This window comes from Stenotrophomonas sp. SKA14 (assembly GCF_000158575.1).
GTDB lineage: Bacteria > Pseudomonadota > Gammaproteobacteria > Xanthomonadales > Xanthomonadaceae > Stenotrophomonas > Stenotrophomonas forensis.
In genome coordinates this window covers 3,655,367-3,672,943 of record NZ_DS999412.1, presented here as the reverse complement: position 1 = coordinate 3,672,943, position 17,577 = coordinate 3,655,367, and the positions used below count along the sequence as shown (strand labels likewise).

Here is a 17,577-nt window from a genome sequence, read left to right as displayed (position 1 = left end):
ATGAAGTTGACCCTCCCCACCTGGCTGACGTTGTTGCGGATCGTGATGATCCCGGTGCTGGTGCTGGTGTTCTACCTGCCCTACACCTGGACCAACTTCGCTTCGGCGGCGATCTTCGGCCTGGCCGCGATCACCGACTGGCTCGACGGCTGGATCGCACGCCGCTACCAGCTGGAGTCGGCGTTCGGCGCTTTCCTGGACCCGGTCGCGGACAAGCTGATGGTGGCGGTGGCGCTGTTCCTGATCGTGCAGGGTCATCCGACGCCGTGGATGGCGTTCTGGGCGGCGGTGATCGTCGGCCGTGAGATCGCGGTGTCGGCGCTGCGCGAGTGGATGGCTGAACTGGGCCAGCGTGCCAAGGTGCGCGTGGCGATGATCGGCAAGGTCAAGACCACCGCGCAGATGGTCGCGCTGCTGTGCCTGCTGTATTCGGTGGCGCCGAACGTACCGGTGCAGGACATCTGGATGGGCTGGCCGGTGTTCCACATCGGCGATTGGACCCTGGCGATTGCCGCCGTGCTGACCCTGTGGTCGGGCCTGCAGTACCTGCACGCCGCCTGGCCGAGCCTGCGCGAAGACGAGCGCGCTGCGCGCGAGCGTTCGCGGCAGAAGAAGCTGGGCAACGGTTGATCGGGCGCGACATCCACGCATGGCGTGGATCTACTGGAAATGCTGCATCCACGCCAGGCGTGGATACGCACTGCCAGGTGCCTCGCATACGCCTGAAAAAACCGCTTGACGCCATTCCTGGAACAGGTAGAATTTCGCCTCCCAAGCGGGAATAGCTCAGTTGGTAGAGCGCAACCTTGCCAAGGTTGAGGTCGCGAGTTCGAGTCTCGTTTCCCGCTCCAGATTCAAGAAGAACGCTCCCGCAAGGGGGCGTTTTTCGTTTGTCATGATACCGGCCGCTGCAGCCGCTACAGTCACGCCACGGCATCTTCATGGAAGGCGTGGTATCAGTGCGCCTGCGGGACGATCCCGACATCAGTGTCGCAATCGGAATGGCAGGACGCGCGGTCGTGGGGACGATCGCGGGTGAAAGGCTCGGGCGTGGGTTGCAGCAGAGTTCAATGGCTTGGAATCTGCACCAGCGTTCTGCGCGTCGCATGGGGTGAAAGGCTGGCGAAAGGCCAACGCCAGCGTTGCCTGAACCGCACGCGTGTTGTGACGTTTTTCGGACCATTTCTCCATGTTCGCTCCACAATCGCACGGTAGCCTTCATGCTCCTTCTACACGTTGGCGGGCTGGTGGTCAGGCGTATCACTCCAGTGGCAGTGCCCAGGACCGGGCGCGGATTCTCCCTGCAGGCGGTGCTGCGCCCCGGCGCACTGCTGGCCAGCCTGGCCCTGGCGGGTTGCATGTCGGTGCCGGTGCCGGACCTGCCCGACCGCACGCCCAGCGCCTGGACCCAGGTGCCACAGGGGCAGGGCGTGGCGGTGGACGCCAGGCAATGGTGGAAGGTGCTGGCCGACCCGGCGCTGGATGGCCTGGTGGATCAGGCCATTGCCGGCAACCTCGACCTGCGGCAGGCCACGCTGCGCCTGCAGGCTGTGCGGATCGTCGCCGGCACGTCGGACTCGCGCTTCCTGCCGGAGATCTCGGCCAGTGCCAAGCAGGTGCAGGACGCCGCCGCTGTCGACACCTATTTCCATGCGGGCATCGAAGCAATCTGGGACCTGGGCCTGTTCGGCGCGGCCGAGAGCGCGCAGTTGAGCGCGCAGGCCTCGGCCGGCAATGCCGAGGCGCTGCGCAGTGCCGCGCAGGTTGCGGTGATCGCCGACGTGGTGCGCAGCTACCTGGATCTGACCGTGGCGCAGGCCCAGCAGGACCTGCTGGCCCGGCAGCAGGCAGTGGACGATCGCGGCGAACAGTTGGCGCTGGTTCGCCAGCGCCTGCGCCTGGATGAACCGGGTGAACTTGACCGGCTGCGGGCCCGCCAGGCAGCCACCCGGGCAGCCACGGCGCAGGCCAGCGAGAATGCGGGCAATGCCGCCCGCGCGTTGGCCCTGCTGCTGGGCCGCGATGGCCCGGACCCGGCGTGGCGCGCCTATCGCACGCCGCCGAAGCTGGGCGCATTCTCGCTGCAGCAGGTGCCGGCCGATCTGCTTCGCCACCGCCCGCAGATCCTGCTGGCCGAATCGGAAGTGATGCAGGCTGCGGCGAGCAAGGGCTCCGCACGTGCGGCGATGTATCCGCGGGTCAGCCTCGGCGGTTCGATCCTGTACGCCTACAACCTCACCCAGAACGCCCGCTCCAATTCCGATTCCAGTCCCTCGATCGGCCCGTACATCGATATTCCGTTGTGGGATTGGGGTCAGCGTCGTGCACGCTTCCATGCCGATGAGAAGCAGCTGGATGCTGCGCTGCTCGGCTACCGCAAGGCGGTGCTGGAAGGGGTGAGCGAAGTGGAGGGCGCGCTGGGCAGCCTGGCACGGCAGGACAGCAGCCAGCAGTCGTTGCGTGTGGCCAATGATGTCGCCCTGCAACAGGTCAAGCGCCAGGCACGGCAGGTGCAGTTGGGCCTGTCCAGCGAATTCGAGGGCCTCGACTCGCAGCGCGCTGCGTTGTCTTCGCAGGCCGATCTGATCGGCGCGCAGGGCGCGCGCGTGCTTGCATTCGCCTCGCTGTACCGCGCCCTGGGCGGCGCGCCGCTGCCGGTCGAGGCTGAGGGCGAGTCGCAATGATCGCACTGGCCCGCAAGACCCTGGCCTACGAGTGGCGCCGGTTCCTTCCGGTGGTGCTGGCGATGTGCTTCGCCGGTGTGCTGTTGATCGTGCAGGCAGCGCTGGTGCTGGGCATCTTCGGTACCGCCGCGATCTACGTGAAGGCATCCTCGGCCGACATCTGGGCCGGTTTCCCCGGCACCCAGAGCGTCAACTATGGCCACGCGATCAGTGCGGACGTGGAAAGCCACCTGCGCATGGACCCGGATGTGACCCGTGTCGAACCCTACGAATGGGTCGATGGCGAATGGCGCTCCAGCGCGCAGGGCACCGGCAATGTCTCGGTGTACCTGTCCGGCATCTCCACCCAGGATGACGCGATGATGTTCGCGCGCATCCTGCCGGCCGACCTGCGCGCGCAGCTGCGCGAGCCGGGCGCGGTGATCGTCGACAGCGCCGATCTGGATACGCTGGGCGTTGACCTGCAGAACAACCGTGCCTGGATCAACGGCAAGGCAGTGCGCGTGGTCGCCGCACAACCGGGGCTGCGCGGCCTTGGCGGTGTCAACGTGCTGGCGTCGCTGGATACCGCGCGTGCCATCGCCGGTACCGACCCGCACGAAGGCAGTACCTATTTCGTGGCGGGCCTGCGTTCGCCGGAGCTGGCCGACCGCGTGCGCGATCGTCTGGCCGCGTCGATGGGCCAGGCCACGCCGGTCGAGTTCTGGACGGCGCCCGAGTTTGCCAGCCGCTCGCAGCAGTATTGGCTGTTCGATACCGGCGCCGGCATCGCGGTGTTGTTCATGGCGGTCATCGTCTGCTTCGTCGGCGCGGTGATCACCAACCAGTCGTTTGCTTCGGTGGTGGCCGGCTCGGTTCGCGAATACGCCACGCTCAATGCGCTTGGCGCCGGCCGCTACGCGCTGGCGCGGGTGGTGTTCGAGCAGGCGCTGCTGATCGGCGGCGTCGGCATGCTGCTGGCGGCGGCGTTCAGCACCGTCGTGCTGTTGATCGCACAGACGCAGCGCGTGCCGGTGCAGCTGACGCCGATGGTCATCATCGGCTGCGTGGCGCTGGTGGCGGTGATGGCCATGCTGTCCAGCATCATGGCGGTCCGCAGCGTGGTCCGCTCCGATCCATCGTTGCTGCTGCGTTGAGGACCGGCCGATGACTTCCACACCCGCCGTCGCCCCGACCCTGCAGGCCGACGCACTGGAAAAGGGCTTCATGTCCGGCGATGTGCAGGTGCCCGTGCTGCGCGGCCTGTCGCTGGACATCTACCCCGGCGAGCTGACCCTGGTGTCGGGGCCGTCGGGCTGCGGCAAGAGCACGCTGTTGTCGCTGCTGTCCGGCCTGTCTTCACCCGATGGCGGCCGCGTGCATGCGCTGGGCCAGGACGTGGGCCACATGGCCCGCAGCGAAGTGGAGCGTTTCCGCCTGCACCATGTTGGCTTCGTGTTCCAGGGCTTCAACCTGTTCCCTGCACTGACCGCGCTTGAGCAGGTGCAGCTGCCGCTGGGCTACCGTGGCATGAGCAATCGCGAAAGCGAGCCGCTGGCACGCAGGGCGCTGGAAGAAGTCGGCCTGAGCCATCGCAGCCACATGCGCCCGGCGCAGCTGTCCGGCGGCGAGAAACAGCGCGTGGCGGTCGCCCGCGCCTTCGCCAAATCACCGACGCTGATCTTCGCCGATGAACCCACCAGTGCGCTGGACGCCGAGAACGGCCAGCGCGTGATCGACATCCTGCATCGCTATGCACGCGCGCATGGCGCCACCGTGCTGTGTGTGAGCCACGATCCGCGCCTGATCCGGCATGCCGATCGGGTGATCGCCATGGAAGACGGCATGGTCCGTGATGACCGCCGCCAGAACGAAACTGTAGAGTCCGCCCCATGACCAAGACGTCGCACCTGCTCCCCCTCAGCCTGGCCCTGTCCGCGGCATTGCTGCTGGGTGCCTGTTCCAAAGACGCGCCCGCCCAGGCACCTGCAGGTAAAGCAAGCACTGCCACCGCCGGCAAGGTCGCGGTGGCGCGCGGCATCATCGATGTCGAGGGCGGGCTGATCGCATTGGCGCCGCCGGTGGATGGATCGATCACCGCCGCGCCAGTGAAGGAGGGCGCCACGGTGAAGAAGGGGCAGCTGCTGCTGTCGCTGGACGGTGCGCTGCTGCAGCAGGAGGTGGCGATGGCCACCGCCTGCTGCTGTCGCTGGACGGTGCGCTGCTGCAGCAGGAGGTGGCGATGGCCACCGCCGATCTCGCGCTGGCCAATGACCGGCTGAAGGGCAGCCAGGCGCAGCTGCGCGAACTGGAGCGTAATGCCACCCGCCTGTCCACCGGCGCCAGCGAAGGCGTGTCGTCCAATCAGCAGGCCGACGCGGCCAAGCAGCAGCTGGCTGGCGTGCGTGCCGACGTCGACGTGGCCGGCGCGCAGGTCGACATGGCCCAGCACAAGCTGGAGCACGCCAAGTTGAAACTGCAGCAGATGTCGCTGAGCGCACCGGAGGCCGGCACCGTGGTCGGCCAGGTGCCGGGTCTCGGCGCCTTCGTGCAGGCGGGGAAGCCGGCGATCTCGCTGCTGCCGGCGCGGCCGCTGCAGGTGCGTGCAGAACTGAGCGCCGCCTATGCCGACGCGGTGCAGGTGGGCATGAAGGCCACCGTAGTGCCGGACAGTGATGGTGCCGAGAACACCAGCACGCTGCCGTCCGCACGGGTGGTGCGCATCAGCCCGGTGTTCGCGCAGGCGCGCCTGCCCGAAGACGCGGGGCGCGGTGTGGCCAAGGTGGTGGAGTGCGTACTGGAGTTCGACGGCGTGGCCAAGGCGCGCTTCGGCCAGCATGTGCGGGTCGAGTTCCGGAAGTAACCCTAGCGTTGCAGCGGGGCCGGGCCGTCTCCCGCGCGGTGCCTGAGCGCCCGCCAGGCACTCACTGCTGATACCCCGCACAGTGCCAGCAGCAGTCCCACGTCGAGCAGCAGCAACCACAGCAGATGCATGCCGTGCACCGGTGGCTGGTACATGGCCGACAGCATCCACGGTACCGACCACGCCAGCAGCAGGGCGAAGGCGATCAGCAGGCGCAGCCAAAGCCGCTTCAGTTTCCAGGGCCGCACGATGAGTGCGGCTACCACCAGCTCCACCGTTCCCAGCAGCGCGAACACGATGACGCTGCTGGTGGGGTAGCGCGGCTCGATGCCTTCGAGGTGATGCAGCAGCCAGTAGTCCGGGGTGAAGCCGGCATTGACCAGCGCGGCGATCAGCGCCAGCCAGGTGAGCGAGACCAACAGCCAGAACAGGCGGGCGTAGCGTCTAGGCATCGGCGATGTCCGTGGTGGGGCGTGAGGTTCCGAGCGACGAACAGCGCAGGCTCGCCGCGATGGCGGCCAGCGCCAGCAGGCCGGGCCCGATGGTGAAGTACAACAGGCGCAGCGGGTGGTTGTGCATCAGCGTCCAGGTCGCGAACGCCAGCGGGATCGCCAGCATCAGCAGCTTCGCGAACAGCGGCCGCAGCGCTGCGATCAATGGCTGGGCGGCAAGGAACATCCAGAACAGGTGGAACTGGGCGATGCCCAGGCCGATGTCGCGATGGGAGGTGAATCCGAAATGGTCGCGATAGGCGTTCATCCCCAGCGGAATCAGCGTCCAGTACAGCAGTGCCACCAGCAGGTGCAGCAGCAGGGCGATCAACAGGGGCTTGCCGCGAAGGAACATGGCCGAAGGCAACTGGGCGGGGCAGCGTACCCCAGCGCGGACGCCCGTGACCGCAGCGTGTGAAGACTGTTGACGGCGTGAAGGAATTTGGACACAATAGTGCTCCTTCGACGCAGGTCGAAGAATCTGCGGGAATAGCTCAGTTGGTAGAGCGCAACCTTGCCAAGGTTGAGGTCGCGAGTTCGAGTCTCGTTTCCCGCTCCAATTTATGATCTACAGACTTCCACTGACGTCTGTAAGTCGTTGAAAAGAGGAGCTTCGGCTCCTTTTTTCATTCCAGCGAAAGCCACGGAAATCCACTGACAGCCAGCGTTTTTGAGGCCAAAAACAAGGCCAAAGAATGCGGGTGGTGCCGGTTCCGGGTTGTTGCTGGGGTTGGATCGGGATGACAAGCAGCATCGGGCCTAAGTCCAAGACTTAGGAGCTTGATGATGGCACTCTCTGATCTGACCGTGCGGCAAGCCAAGGCTGCCGAAAAAACCTACAGCATCCCCGATACCGATGGCCTCGGCTTGGTGGTTGCCCCCACTGGCGGCAAGTCCTGGCACTTGCGCTACTACTGGCTCGGTAAGCAAAAGCGCATCTCCCTCGGGAACTACCCCGAGATCGGACTGCGCGAAGCGCGCGCCTTGCGCGACGAAGCCCGCACGCTCCTGGCCAAGGGCATCAACCCCCATACCGATCGCAAACAGAAGCGACACGCGGTCAAGCTGGCGGCCGACTACACCTTCAAGGCGGTCTTCGATGCGTGGGTCGAGCATCGCCGCAAGGAAATCAAGGAAGGCAGGAACAGCACGCTGTCGCAGATCCTGCGGATCTTCAACAAAGACGTGCTGCCCAGCCTGAAGCAGATGTCGATCTACGACATTCGCCGGCCCCAGCTTCTGGGCGTCCTGACGAGGATCGAGGAGCGCAAGGCGTTCACCACTGCCGAGAAGGTCCGCACCTGGCTGGGGCAACTGTTCCGCTATGCCCTCGTCATTGTGGAGGGGCTGGAAGCCAATCCCGCCTCTGACCTGGACGTGGTGGCCGAGCCCAAGCCCCCAGTGAACCACAACCCCTACCTGCATCTTCCGCAGCTTCCCGAGTTCCTGCGCAAGCTCAGGCTCTACAACCCTCGTGGTTGGCAGACCCAGCTCGGCATCCGGCTGCTGTTCCTGACCGGCGTGCGTACCGGCGAACTGCGGCTGGCGACCCCGGACCAGTTCGATCTCGACCGTGGCCTGTGGATCATCCCGCCGCAGATCGTCAAGCAACTCCAGGACGAGATGCGCAAGGCCGGCAAGCGCCCGCAGGACGTGCCGCCCTATATAGTGCCGCTCTCCGTCCAGGCCATCGAGATCGTGCGCTACCTGTTGGGTGTGATGAGGCAGGCCCAGGTCCATCTGCTCACGCACCGCAGCGAACTCAAAAAGCGCATCAGCGAGAACACCCTCAACGCCGCTTTGAAACGAATGGGTTACGAGGATCAACTGACCGGGCACGGCATCCGCGGAACCATCTCGACGGCGCTCAACGAGATCGGCTATCCCAAGATTTGGGTGGACGCGCAGCTTTCGCACTCTGATCCGAACAAGGTGAGTTCGGCCTACAACCACGCCAAGTATGTCGAGCCGCGTCGTCGGATGATGCAGGACTGGGCAGATCGCCTCGACCTGCTCGAACAGGGCCAGGTCGAAGCGGCCAGCGCCCACCTCACCATCCATATCGAGGGCGTGCCAGCCATCGCAGGGGAGGACAACCCCGACGCCATCGTTGCAGGCACTTCTGCGGCTTCGGTTCCGCCCGTGGTGGTCACCCCCATTGTCGTGACGCCAAACGACGCGGGAATCACCTTCCAGCGGCTGTCGCAGGTGCCACCGCCCCCGACGCATGCGCCGGCGCCGGAAGTATCCGCCATCCAGCGCGAGCGCGAGGAAATGCTCGCCATCTACGAATCGCCGAGCAGTTTGCCGGTCCCGCTGTTCGGCAAGCTTGCCGGGAAGTCCAAGGACCAGATAAACCGCGAGCTGAAGGCGGGCAAACTGCTGTCCATCAGCTTAGGCAATCGCGGGCAACGTGTGCCCGACTGGCAACTGGTGCCGCTCAAGCACAAACTGGCCCAGGTGCTTATGAACCAGTGTCCGCACGCGGATTCGTGGGACCTGTACCGGATGCTGACCCGCCTACACCCGGATCTGGGTGATCGCGCGGCCATCGACATCGTGACACCCGGAAATTTGGGCATGGTCGTGCGGGTCATCATGGGTACCCAGCAGCAGCCACATAGGCCCGGACCTGTTTCGTCTGCGCAAGGTATTCCAGTGGAGGCTCGGCAGAGCATTCAACGGTTGATAAATGACGCTGCGATGCTCGAATGTGCCTGACTCTGGCCTACGGCCAAAGAAGGATGCTTTGGCCGTCGGAAGTGAGATGCGCAGCGAGCGTATAGCATCAAGATCAGTTCTTACGCCGGCTAAAGCGCATGTGTCGAATGGTTATTTACTTGGGGTGCCAATAGGCCGCACCGGAAACGGCAGGGCCTTGGTTATGAGACCCTGCCGCGTTGCAACGTTAGCGTGGCTTACGCATCAGCAGGTAGGCAGCCGGAATCACGAACAGCGACAGCAACGGTGCGGTCACCATCCCGCCGAGCATCGGGGCTGCTATGCGGCTCATGACTTCAGAGCCCGTGCCGCTGCTCCAAACAATGGGTACCAGGCCCGCCAGGATGACCGCAACGGTCATCGCTTTTGGGCGCACGCGCAGCACCGCCCCTTCCCGGATCGCATCGAGCAGTTCTTCTCGCGTCGGTTCGCGTCTATCGGGGCAACGTTCCGCCAAGGCCTGCTTCAGATAAATGAGCATCACTACGCCGAACTCCGCCGCCACACCTGCCAGCGCGATGAATCCCACGCCGGTGGCGATGGACAGGTTGTAATTCAGCAGGTACAGGAACCAGATGCCCCCCGTGAGCGCGAAGGGCAAAGTCGCCATGATCAAGCCCGCTTCGTCCACACGCGCGAAGGTCAGGTACAACAGAACGAAGATGATCAACAGGGTGGCAGGCACTACAACCTTCAGGCGTGCATTGGCCCGCTCCATGTATTCGAACTGCCCGGAGTAGGTGATGCTCACACCTGGCTCCAGCTTGACCTGCTGCCCGATTGCATCGCGCAGTTCGTTGGCCACCGAGGCTAGATCACGGCCGCGCACATCGACATAGACCCAACCGGAGGGCCGTGCGTTCTCGCTCTTGAGCATGGGCGGCCCATCGGTGATCGCGATGCGTGCCACGGTCCCCAACGTGATCTGCTGACCCATCGGCGTGAAGATGGGGAGTTCTGCCAGCCGTTGTGGTGAATCACGCCATTCTCGCGCGTAGCGCAGATTGATCGGAAAGCGGGCAAGCCCCTCGACCGTTTCCGAGACGTTTTCGCCACCCACCGCGCCGGCGATGACCGCCTGGACATCGGCGATGTTCAGGCCGTAACGACCGGCGGCTACGCGGTCGATCTGAACATCCACGTAGCGCCCGCCCGTCAAGCGCTCCGCGAGTGATGACGTCACGCCGGGAATGCCCTTGGCGACCTGCTCGACCTCTGCAGCGATGCGATCGATCACGCCCAGGTCGTTGCCGGTCACCTTCACCCCGATCGGGCTCTTGATGCCGGTAGCCAGCATGTCGATGCGATTGCGGATAGGGGGAATCCAGATATTGGACAGGCCCGGGATCTTCACGGCACGATCCAGCTCTTCCACGAGCTTCTCGGGCGTCATGCCTGGACGCCATTGTTCCCTGGGCTTGAGCTTCACCGTGGTCTCGAACATCTCCAGGGGCGCCGGATCGGTCGCAGTTTCGGCCCGTCCTGCCTTGCCGAACACCTTGTCCACTTCAGGTACGGTCTTGATCATGCGGTTGCTCAGCTGCAGCAACTCCGTGGCGCGCTGCGCCGAGAGTCCCGGCAGGGCCGAGGGCATGTAGAGCAGGTCCCCTTCGTCCAACCTCGGCAGAAACTCACCGCCAAGCCGCGCCAAGGGCCAGGCCGTGGTCGCCAAGGCCAGCACGGCGATCAGCAGCGTCGCCTTGGGCCGGCGCAGTACCCACTCCAGGGCTGGCCGGTAGGCTGCAATCAGGATGCGGGTGATGGGGTTCTTCTGCTCATCCGGGATACGCCCGCGAATCCAGTAGCCCATGAGTACGGGAATCAGCGTCACCGACAGCCCTGCGGCCGCGGCCATCGCGTAGGTCTTGGTGAACGCCAGCGGGCCGAACAGCCGGCCTTCCTGCGCTTCTAGGGTGAAGACCGGGATGAACGAGAGCGTGATGATGAGCAGCGAGAAGAAGAGCGCAGGACCGACTTCCTCCGCGGCCTGTGTGATCACGTCCCACCGTTCCTTGCCCTGCAGCCGTTGATCCAGGTGCGCGTGCTGCCAAGCTTCCAGCTTCTTATGGGCGTTCTCGATCATCACCACCGCTGCATCCACCATCGCCCCCACGGCAATGGCAATCCCTCCCAGCGACATGATGTTGGCGTTGATGCCCTGGTAGCGCATGACCAGGAACGCCGTCATCACGCCCAGAGGTAGCGAGATGATGGCCACCAGCGCAGAACGAAGATGCCAAAGGAACAGTGCGCAGACCAGCGCCACCACCAGAAACTCTTCGCCCAGCTTGGTCGTGAGATTGCGAATGGCCCGCTCGATCAGCGCGCTGCGGTCGTAGGTGGTGACGATCTCGACGCCCGGCGGCAGGCTGCCCTGCAGCTCCGCCAGCTTGGCCTTGACGGCAGCGATCGTCTCCTGGGCATTCTTGCCGGAGCGCAGCACCACCACGCCGCCGGCGACCTCGCCTTCTCCGTCGAGTTCGGCAATGCCACGTCGCATCTCCGGGCCTATCTGGAGCGTAGCCACATCCCCCAGCCGCACCGGCACACCGCCGCGTGCCGTCAAGGGGATCTCCCGGAACTCGTCCAGGGTCTTGAGGTAACCGCTCGCGCGGACCATGTACTCCGCGCCTGACAATTCCAGGACCGAGCCGCCGGTCTCCTGGTTGGCCCCCATCAGGGCATCGCGGACTTGAGCCTGACTGAGCCCATAGGACGCCAGCTTGATCGGGTCGAGCACGACCTGGTACTGCTTGACCATGCCCCCCACCGATGCTACTTCGGCCACGTTGGGCAGGCTCTTGAGTTCGAACTTGAGGAACCAGTCCTGCAACGCACGCAGTTGCGCCAGATCGTTCTCGCCCGTGCGATCCACGAGCGCGTACTGGAAGATCCAGCCGACGCCCGTGGCGTCCGGACCCAGGGCCGGCTTCGCCGTGGCGGGCAATCGGCCCTGGACCTGGTTCAGGTATTCGATTACCCGTGAGCGGGCCCAGTACAGGTCGGTTCCGTCCTCGAACAAGACATAGACGAACGAGTCGCCAAAGAACGAGAAGCCGCGCACGGTCTTGGCCCCTGGCACCGACAGCATGGTGGTGGCCAACGGGTAGGTCACCTGGTTCTCGACGATCTGCGGCGCCTGTCCAGGGTAGTTGGTGCGAATGATGACCTGCACGTCTGACAAGTCCGGCAGCGCATCCACGGGCGTGCTGCGAACGCCCCACACGCCCCATGCCGTGAGCATGGCGGTGGCCAGCAGCACCAGGAAGCGATTGGCCACCGACCATCGAATCAGTTTGGCGATCATGGCTGCACCTTTTCAATGGCGGTGATCACGTAGTCTTCACCTTGCTTAGAGAAGGTGAATCGCACCTGCTGCCGAACCGAAAGACCCGCGGCGAGGTGCGGGCTGCTCAGCTCGAAGCCCATGGTCATGGCCGGCCATTGGAGGGCCGGCACGGCCTCGTGCGCCAGCGTCAGTTCGGTGGGCGACATCTCCTCGATCACGCCGCGCACCACGAAAGCGTTGTTTGCCGCGGCCGGTGGCGACGAGGTGCCGTGCCCGTTGTGCGCCGATGCAGACGCGGACGCCGCGGCACCTGCAGGCAGCACGCCCCGCAGGCTGGCTTCCGAGTCGATCAGGAACTGCGCCGAGGCCACGACCTGCTGTCCCGCCGCGAGCCCGCCGTTGACCACCAGCTGATCGCCTACCTCCGCGCCCACCTGGACCTCCACGGGATGGAACTTGCCGGGTCCATCGACCACATAGGCCAGTGCGCGCTTGCCGGTGCGGATGACCGCCTCGCTGGGAACAAGCAGCGCGGGCTGTTCGTTGCCTTTGAGCGCGATCTGGCCGGACATGCCGGCTTTTAGGCGCTGGTCGGGATTGGCCATTTCAAGCCGCACTCTCACCGTACGGGTGTCGCGGTTGGCTTCGGGCAGGATGCTCACGATGCGCGCCTGGAGCACTTCACCGGGAAACGCCGCCAGCCGGACCTGCGCCGTTTGGCCGACCTGCAATGGCCCGCTTTGTGCTTCGGGGACGGCCGCTTCGATCCACACCGTGGCCAAGCCATTCACCCGGGCCAGGCTTTCCCCGGCGGAAACCGTCATGCCCTGGCGCACCATCAGTTCGGCCACCAGGCCGCCTTGAGGTGTTGTGACCGTGTACAGCCCCTTGGGCTCGCCTGTGCGCTCCACTTGGGCGATCAGGGCTTGCGGCATGCCGAGCAGCAGCAGCCGTTGGCGGGCAGCTGCGGTCAAAGGTGCGTCACCCATCGCGCGAACCGAGAGAAACTCGCGCTGTGCGGCGATCCACTCCGGCAGCAAAAGGTCAGCCAGCGGTGCCCCTGCTGCGATCACGTCGCCTGCAGCCCGCGCGTAGACACGCTCGACGAAGCCAGCGGTCCGCGCCTGCACGATGCTGACGTCGCGGTCGTTGAGCAGCACGGTGCCCACGACGTTCACATCTGCGCCGATCTTGCCTTGCAGGACTTCGGCTGTACGCAGCCCTAGGGCTTGCACCGCTTGCGCCGACACGCTGAGGCCCGTGCTGTCTTGCGTGTCTTCATCCGCGTACTTCGGCATCAACGGCATGTCCATGTAGGGCGACTTGCCGGGCTTGTCGAACTTCTGGGTCGGCACCATCGGGTCGTACCAATACAGCACCTTGCGCTCGGTCGGAGCGCTTGCAACGGTGACGTTGGCAGCGGGGGAGCCGCTGAGGTGGCCGGCGCGCCATTGGGCGACGGCCCATCCAACGGCAATACCGGCAGCAACCAGCGTCAAGCCGGCAAGGATGTTTCTCGAAGAGGTATTCATGGCGAGGGTCTCCACTCAGTCCGCGATCAGGCTGTTCAGTCGGGCGACGAGGCTGTCGCGCTGCGCTCCGAGGTCGATCAGACGCATGCGCGTCTCCAGCACCTGTGCGCGTGCGCTGAGCACAGCGCTCAGGTCCCCCTTGGCGGATCGGTAGTTGCTCAACGCAAGCGCCGCTCGGTTCCGTACTAGTTGCAAGCCGGCGGTCTGCAGGCGGTCGATCTGGCTGTTCAACGCTTGGAGTTCGGCGGCGCTGTCGTCGAGCTCCTGCAAATGCCGCCGCGCCACGTCTTCGCGTTCGGCGTCCAGACGTTCCAACTCGTGCCGTTTCGCCTCGATCATGGGCACTTGGCGCCGATCCTTCTGCCATGGCAGATCGAATGTCACCTGGAATGACACCATGTCGCCCCATCGGCGATCACGCCGGCTATAGGCAATCTCCCAGGCCCAATCGCCGCGGGTTTCTGATTGGGCTTCGCGGGACTCGGCCCGGGCCATGCTTTGCATCGCCGGATAGAGTTCAAGCTCCGCGTGATTCGCCAGTTCTGCGCGCAGTTGCGCGACGGGGCGAGTGAGCGGGCCTGGATCGCCTTGCAGTGCTTCCTCGGCCCTGGAGCCCACCCAGCGCCGCAACGCGGCCCTAGCCTTGACCCGGTCCCGCTGTAGATCGTCACGGCGGTCCGTGAGTGTCAGCGCCTCCTGTTGCGCGACCAACAAGTCGCCAGCCTGGGCGGTGCCGCCGGCGACGCGAGCGGGGAGACTGTCTTGCAGGCGCTGGTTCTCCGCGAGCAGTTCCGTCAGCAGTATCTCCCGTTGCTCCACCGCCTGCGCGGCGATCCACGCCAGGCTGAGTTCCTGACGGATCTGCAATCGCTGCAAAACCAGCGCCGCGCGCTCTCGATCCACACGCGCCTGTGCGCTGGCGACCTGGGCGTCGCGCTTGGCCCTATTAGGCACTTCCTGCATGAGCGCCAGGCGCTGCATCGTCATGGATTCGCGCGTCATGCTCCAGCGATCCATGCCGCTGATGGGGTAGTTTTCGATGCCGAGCGAAAGCTTGGGGTCGGGCAGCGAGCCTGCTGCCTTCTGCACGGATTCGGCGACGTTGACCTGCAACTGCTGCGCGCTTATGCGCGGGCTCTGCTGCTCGGCGATAAGGCGTGCCTCAGCAAAATCGAGGGCGTAGGCTACAGGCGAAACAAGCGCACTGCCCGCCAACGCGATGCTGATAGCTTTCAGACGATGCAATCGCATCGAGGCCGGCGTTGTGCCTCGGCCGTACGCCGACGGGCGCCCCTCGGGGGCGCCAAAAAAGGGAGTAAACATGGTTGTCCTCGGAATTGGTGTTCAAGAGATCACGTGGTCTGCCGCATCGGTGCGCGGCGAGCACGGACGCGTAAATCAATTCCGCAGGACTTGAAACGTGAGGTAGATCGGAGGAAAGCCTGCGCGGGGATCGGGAGGAATGTAGGTAACGTGCCGCCTGAGGGCTACCCGGTCGAGAACCAACCCGGGCAGTGAGTTGGCGAGCCACATCACGTGCGCCGCGAGAAACTGAATGTCCAGCCCTTGCCATGAAAGCGCCGACTCCCGATCGCCACTGCAATGAGCGTGGCACAACTGTGGCGCTTCGCTGTCCATGGAATCAGGCATGCCGGTGCAATCCGACATTGGCAACTTGTCAGCCTGCTGCATCGAGATCGTGGCACGCATTTGCGTGGTTTCCACAGATGCCCTCGGGTCTGGCTTGGGACAGACGTACATCGCCATCGCAACCTGCGAGAAAAGCAAGGTTACGACTAGGCCGCTGGTAATCCAGCGGCTCCATCTTGCGAGAAGGCGCCTTAAGCCGATCATGCGGACATACTATTGGAAGTTGTAGGGAGTTGAATTGATCAAGGTCAGTTTCCAGGATGAATTGATGCGTCTGGACGGCGCCTTGGCCCGAACCGGCACCCGCTGCAAATCCACCGGCAAGGGCGGGCACCGCACGTGGTTGTCATGCTTTACGCGCCTCGGCAACTCGCAAGGCTCTAAGCTCAAATCGATCAGCTACAAGATTCGTCTGTCCCGAGAGTCGCTGCAGGTGCGTAATGACCTCGTAGGGGCCATCGGCTATTGGGCGCGTGCAGATTCCGCACTGGCTAGCGGTTTCGATGCGTGATCGCGAGGAAATCCCTACGCCATATCCAGCTGCGACCCAGAGCAATAACATCTCAAAAGAACTGACATGCTGGACATTCGGCCTTTCCGTTGATGACATGGAGGACAGGTACTGGTCCAGCGAAGGAGAATATTCGGCCTTCCATCGAAACACGGAGTGCTCCTTAAGTTCGTCTATTCTGATTGACTGCTGCCGGAGCAGTGGGTATCGCAGCGGCGTGGCAAGAGCTGTCGCCTCGAACCAAATAGAAAGACTCTTCAGCGAAGAATCGCTCACCTGCTTCAGAGAAAGGCCGACGTCGAAGCGCCGTTTGTAGAGGCCCGTAATGAGATCGCTCGCCGTAACCTCATTAAATTCCATAGAAACTTCGGGCTCCTCCGCGCGCTGCAGGGCAAGCAATGCAGCTAGGTACGAAGAGGCCACACCAGGCGCTATGGCGAGCCTGAGCTGTGGGCGTGGGCTGGTGGCGTCGTGCATGAGAGGCCCCAAGAAGCGATAAGACAAGGATGGAAAGTCTTCATGATAGCTAGTTTGAGTTAAACTTAACGTGGTTAAATTGTTTGGACTGTTCGACGCTTCCAAGGATGGAGAAGCGAACTGTCCGACGAGGCCGTCCCCCAGGAACTACCACTTTCGACGCCGAGCCAGCGTTGGCATTCGGAGCGGCCGTTCGTGTCGCCCGCCTGACGCAAGGTGTTGCTCAGGAAGAACTGGCTGCGAAAGCAGGGATCGAGCGATCGCACATGGGCAAAATAGAGCGTGGGGAGCACATGCCCACTCTCGCTCTGATCTTAAGAATCGCCGCCGGACTCAAGCTCAGTGCTGCGGAACTCGTCAGCGCAGCCGAACGCAATCTTCGTGCCGCGGCGCACGATTCAGATAGGCATTGACGCTTTAGTCATCCGGAGGTCCTCGCAGACGTTCGATGAAGCGATCCAGCGAAACCGATGAGTTGCTGCTTTCTGGCCGAAGCAGATAGGTTGTGATTACCGCCGTGTCCTGCGCCAGAGGGCGAATCACCACGTCCGGCCTCTGGCTGATGGGAATCTTGGTCGCCGTCATGAAACCAATCCCATAGCCTGCGCCGACGAGCGTTAGCATCATGTCCAGCGACGACACTTCTTCGACAACGTTGAGTCTGTGTTCCAGAACCTGTAGCAGCCGATTTAGTTCTCGGCAGTAGCCTTCGCAGGCCAGTTTGTCGCACAGAACCAGTGGGTGACCCTGAAGTTCGTTCAGCGGAACTTGCTTGTGCGCAAGAAGCGAGTGCCGCGCTGGCACGGCGATCACAATCGGGTCTCGCCAGATCGGTTCAGCCACGATGCCTTCGCCAACATCCGCCGCGTGTGCAAATCCGATCGTGAAGTCGCCAGACCGTAGGCCCCGTATCTGCTCGGTCAGCGGTACCTCGGAGAGACGTATCTCGACCTCGGGCTCTTCCGCGCGGCAACGAGCTAGGAACGCCGATAGTCGTGGGTCCATCGCACCATCGGAAATTGCAATGCGCAGGCTGCCCCTCAGGCCCGCGGCAATGGCTCTGGCATTTTCACGCGCTTGCTCCAGGACAGTGAAGAGTCGGCGGGTGTCCTGCAAGAATGCCGCCCCCGCCACGGTCAGCCGTGTGCCCCTGCGGTCGCGGTCAAACAGCGTGACCCCAAGCTCATCTTCCAATTCCTTGATCGCGCGAGACAAGGGGGGTTGCTCTATATGCAGCCTCTCGGCCGCCCGCGTGAAATGCAACTCCTCTGCCAAGACGACAAAGCATCGTAGATGACGCAACTCCATAAATCGGGCTCCTCGCAAGTTCTCATTCGCGCCAGATGTCCCGTGGACGAATCACGGTGGACGGGGAGGCTG

At 64.0% G+C, this 17,577-nt stretch carries 14 protein-coding genes, 2 tRNA genes and 1 pseudogene; 9 read left to right on the top strand and 8 right to left on the bottom strand.

The annotated features are described in order from the left end of the window. The 6 genes and pseudogenes from pgsA (at position 1) to SSKA14_RS24345 (ending at position 5,526) form a co-directional block, all read left to right on the top strand. Positions 1-630: a CDP-diacylglycerol--glycerol-3-phosphate 3-phosphatidyltransferase gene (gene pgsA, locus SSKA14_RS16615; protein ID WP_040008180.1), complete on the top strand. Its 630-nt coding sequence runs from the start codon at positions 1-3 to the stop codon at positions 628-630. A 145-nt stretch (positions 631-775) separates the two neighbouring features. Next, positions 776-851, top strand: a tRNA-Gly gene (locus tag SSKA14_RS16610). 369 nt (positions 852-1,220) lie between these two features. Further along, positions 1,221-2,684 carry a TolC family protein gene (locus SSKA14_RS16605; protein ID WP_040008177.1) on the top strand — a complete coding sequence of 488 codons (1,464 nt, stop codon included), beginning with the start codon at positions 1,221-1,223 and terminating at the stop codon, positions 2,682-2,684. Further along, complete coding sequence (locus tag SSKA14_RS16600; RefSeq protein WP_006430187.1) at positions 2,681-3,820, top strand: ABC transporter permease; 1,140 nt, start codon at positions 2,681-2,683, stop codon at positions 3,818-3,820. Before SSKA14_RS16605 ends, SSKA14_RS16600 begins: the two co-directional genes overlap by 4 nt. A gap of 10 nt (positions 3,821-3,830) precedes the next feature. Continuing rightward, positions 3,831-4,559 (top strand): ABC transporter ATP-binding protein, encoded by a 729-nt coding sequence (locus tag SSKA14_RS16595; protein ID WP_008266365.1) that lies wholly within the window; start codon positions 3,831-3,833, stop codon positions 4,557-4,559. Continuing rightward, a pseudogene (locus SSKA14_RS24345) lies at positions 4,556-5,526 on the top strand (HlyD family efflux transporter periplasmic adaptor subunit). Before SSKA14_RS16595 ends, SSKA14_RS24345 begins: the two are co-directional and overlap by 4 nt. Positions 5,527-5,528: 2 nt before the next feature. Here the strand turns inward: SSKA14_RS24345 and SSKA14_RS16585 are convergent. Continuing rightward, a complete protein-coding gene (locus SSKA14_RS16585) occupies positions 5,529-5,978 on the bottom strand; it encodes a hypothetical protein (RefSeq protein ID WP_008268047.1) in 450 nt (149 codons plus the stop codon). Beyond that, the gene (locus SSKA14_RS16580) at positions 5,971-6,372 is read right to left on the bottom strand and encodes a hypothetical protein (RefSeq protein ID WP_008264702.1); all 402 of its coding nucleotides are present in this window, start codon (positions 6,370-6,372) and stop codon (positions 5,971-5,973) included. Before SSKA14_RS16580 ends, SSKA14_RS16585 begins: the two co-directional genes overlap by 8 nt. 128 nt (positions 6,373-6,500) lie before the next feature. On the opposite strand from SSKA14_RS16580, the gene SSKA14_RS16575 reads away from it, so the two are divergent. Continuing rightward, positions 6,501-6,576 (top strand) — tRNA-Gly (locus tag SSKA14_RS16575). A 227-nt stretch (positions 6,577-6,803) separates the two neighbouring features. Continuing rightward, entirely contained in the window at positions 6,804-8,738 is a 1,935-nt protein-coding gene (locus SSKA14_RS16570) for an integrase arm-type DNA-binding domain-containing protein (RefSeq protein ID WP_003109687.1), read from the top strand. 187 nt (positions 8,739-8,925) lie between these two features. Here the strand turns inward: SSKA14_RS16570 and SSKA14_RS16565 are convergent, their stop codons facing one another. The 5 genes from SSKA14_RS16565 to SSKA14_RS16545 form a co-directional block, all read right to left on the bottom strand. Next, positions 8,926-12,045: an efflux RND transporter permease subunit gene (locus SSKA14_RS16565; RefSeq protein WP_003109688.1), complete on the bottom strand. Its 3,120-nt coding sequence runs from the start codon at positions 12,043-12,045 to the stop codon at positions 8,926-8,928. After that, the gene (locus tag SSKA14_RS16560; protein WP_003109689.1) at positions 12,042-13,559 is read right to left on the bottom strand and encodes an efflux RND transporter periplasmic adaptor subunit; all 1,518 of its coding nucleotides are present in this window, start codon (positions 13,557-13,559) and stop codon (positions 12,042-12,044) included. Before SSKA14_RS16560 ends, SSKA14_RS16565 begins: the two co-directional genes overlap by 4 nt. A 15-nt stretch (positions 13,560-13,574) precedes the next feature. Then, entirely contained in the window at positions 13,575-14,882 is a 1,308-nt protein-coding gene (locus SSKA14_RS16555) for a TolC family protein (protein ID WP_003109690.1), read from the bottom strand. Between the two features lie 75 nt (positions 14,883-14,957). Then, positions 14,958-15,269 carry a hypothetical protein gene (locus tag SSKA14_RS16550; protein WP_003109691.1) on the bottom strand — a complete coding sequence of 104 codons (312 nt, stop codon included), beginning with the start codon at positions 15,267-15,269 and terminating at the stop codon, positions 14,958-14,960. Positions 15,270-15,555: 286 nt separating this feature from the next. Then, entirely contained in the window at positions 15,556-16,197 is a 642-nt protein-coding gene (locus SSKA14_RS16545) for a LysR substrate-binding domain-containing protein (RefSeq protein ID WP_023657317.1), read from the bottom strand. A gap of 107 nt (positions 16,198-16,304) precedes the next feature. Between SSKA14_RS16545 and SSKA14_RS23550 the strand changes: the two genes are divergently transcribed. Then, complete coding sequence (locus SSKA14_RS23550) at positions 16,305-16,610, top strand: helix-turn-helix transcriptional regulator (RefSeq protein ID WP_003097526.1); 306 nt, start codon at positions 16,305-16,307, stop codon at positions 16,608-16,610. A gap of 4 nt (positions 16,611-16,614) precedes the next feature. Here SSKA14_RS23550 and SSKA14_RS16535 read toward each other — a convergent pair whose 3' ends face one another. After that, positions 16,615-17,505, bottom strand: a complete 891-nt coding sequence (locus SSKA14_RS16535) for a LysR family transcriptional regulator (RefSeq protein ID WP_003097524.1) — start codon at positions 17,503-17,505, stop codon at positions 16,615-16,617. Positions 17,506-17,577 lie beyond the last annotated feature (72 nt).

Excerpts from the sequence above, each read along its gene's own strand:
- SSKA14_RS16585 (WP_008268047.1), bottom strand. The coding sequence starts at position 5,978 with ATGCCTAGACGCTACGCCCGCCTGTTCTGGCTGTTGGTCTCGCTCACC.
- SSKA14_RS16560 (WP_003109689.1), bottom strand. The coding sequence starts at position 13,559 with ATGAATACCTCTTCGAGAAACATCCTTGCCGGCTTGACGCTGGTTGCT.
- SSKA14_RS16535 (WP_003097524.1), bottom strand. The coding sequence starts at position 17,505 with ATGGAGTTGCGTCATCTACGATGCTTTGTCGTCTTGGCAGAGGAGTTG.
- SSKA14_RS23550 (WP_003097526.1), top strand. The coding sequence starts at position 16,305 with ATGGAGAAGCGAACTGTCCGACGAGGCCGTCCCCCAGGAACTACCACT.
- SSKA14_RS16595 (WP_008266365.1), top strand. The coding sequence starts at position 3,831 with ATGACTTCCACACCCGCCGTCGCCCCGACCCTGCAGGCCGACGCACTG.
- SSKA14_RS16555 (WP_003109690.1), bottom strand. The coding sequence starts at position 14,882 with ATGTTTACTCCCTTTTTTGGCGCCCCCGAGGGGCGCCCGTCGGCGTAC.
- SSKA14_RS16580 (WP_008264702.1), bottom strand. The coding sequence starts at position 6,372 with ATGTTCCTTCGCGGCAAGCCCCTGTTGATCGCCCTGCTGCTGCACCTG.
- SSKA14_RS16550 (WP_003109691.1), bottom strand. The coding sequence starts at position 15,269 with ATGCGTGCCACGATCTCGATGCAGCAGGCTGACAAGTTGCCAATGTCG.
- SSKA14_RS16545 (WP_023657317.1), bottom strand. The coding sequence starts at position 16,197 with ATGCACGACGCCACCAGCCCACGCCCACAGCTCAGGCTCGCCATAGCG.
- SSKA14_RS16605 (WP_040008177.1), top strand. The coding sequence starts at position 1,221 with ATGCTCCTTCTACACGTTGGCGGGCTGGTGGTCAGGCGTATCACTCCA.
- pgsA (WP_040008180.1), top strand. The coding sequence starts at position 1 with ATGAAGTTGACCCTCCCCACCTGGCTGACGTTGTTGCGGATCGTGATG.
- SSKA14_RS16565 (WP_003109688.1), bottom strand. The coding sequence starts at position 12,045 with ATGATCGCCAAACTGATTCGATGGTCGGTGGCCAATCGCTTCCTGGTG.
- SSKA14_RS16600 (WP_006430187.1), top strand. The coding sequence starts at position 2,681 with ATGATCGCACTGGCCCGCAAGACCCTGGCCTACGAGTGGCGCCGGTTC.
- SSKA14_RS16570 (WP_003109687.1), top strand. The coding sequence starts at position 6,804 with ATGGCACTCTCTGATCTGACCGTGCGGCAAGCCAAGGCTGCCGAAAAA.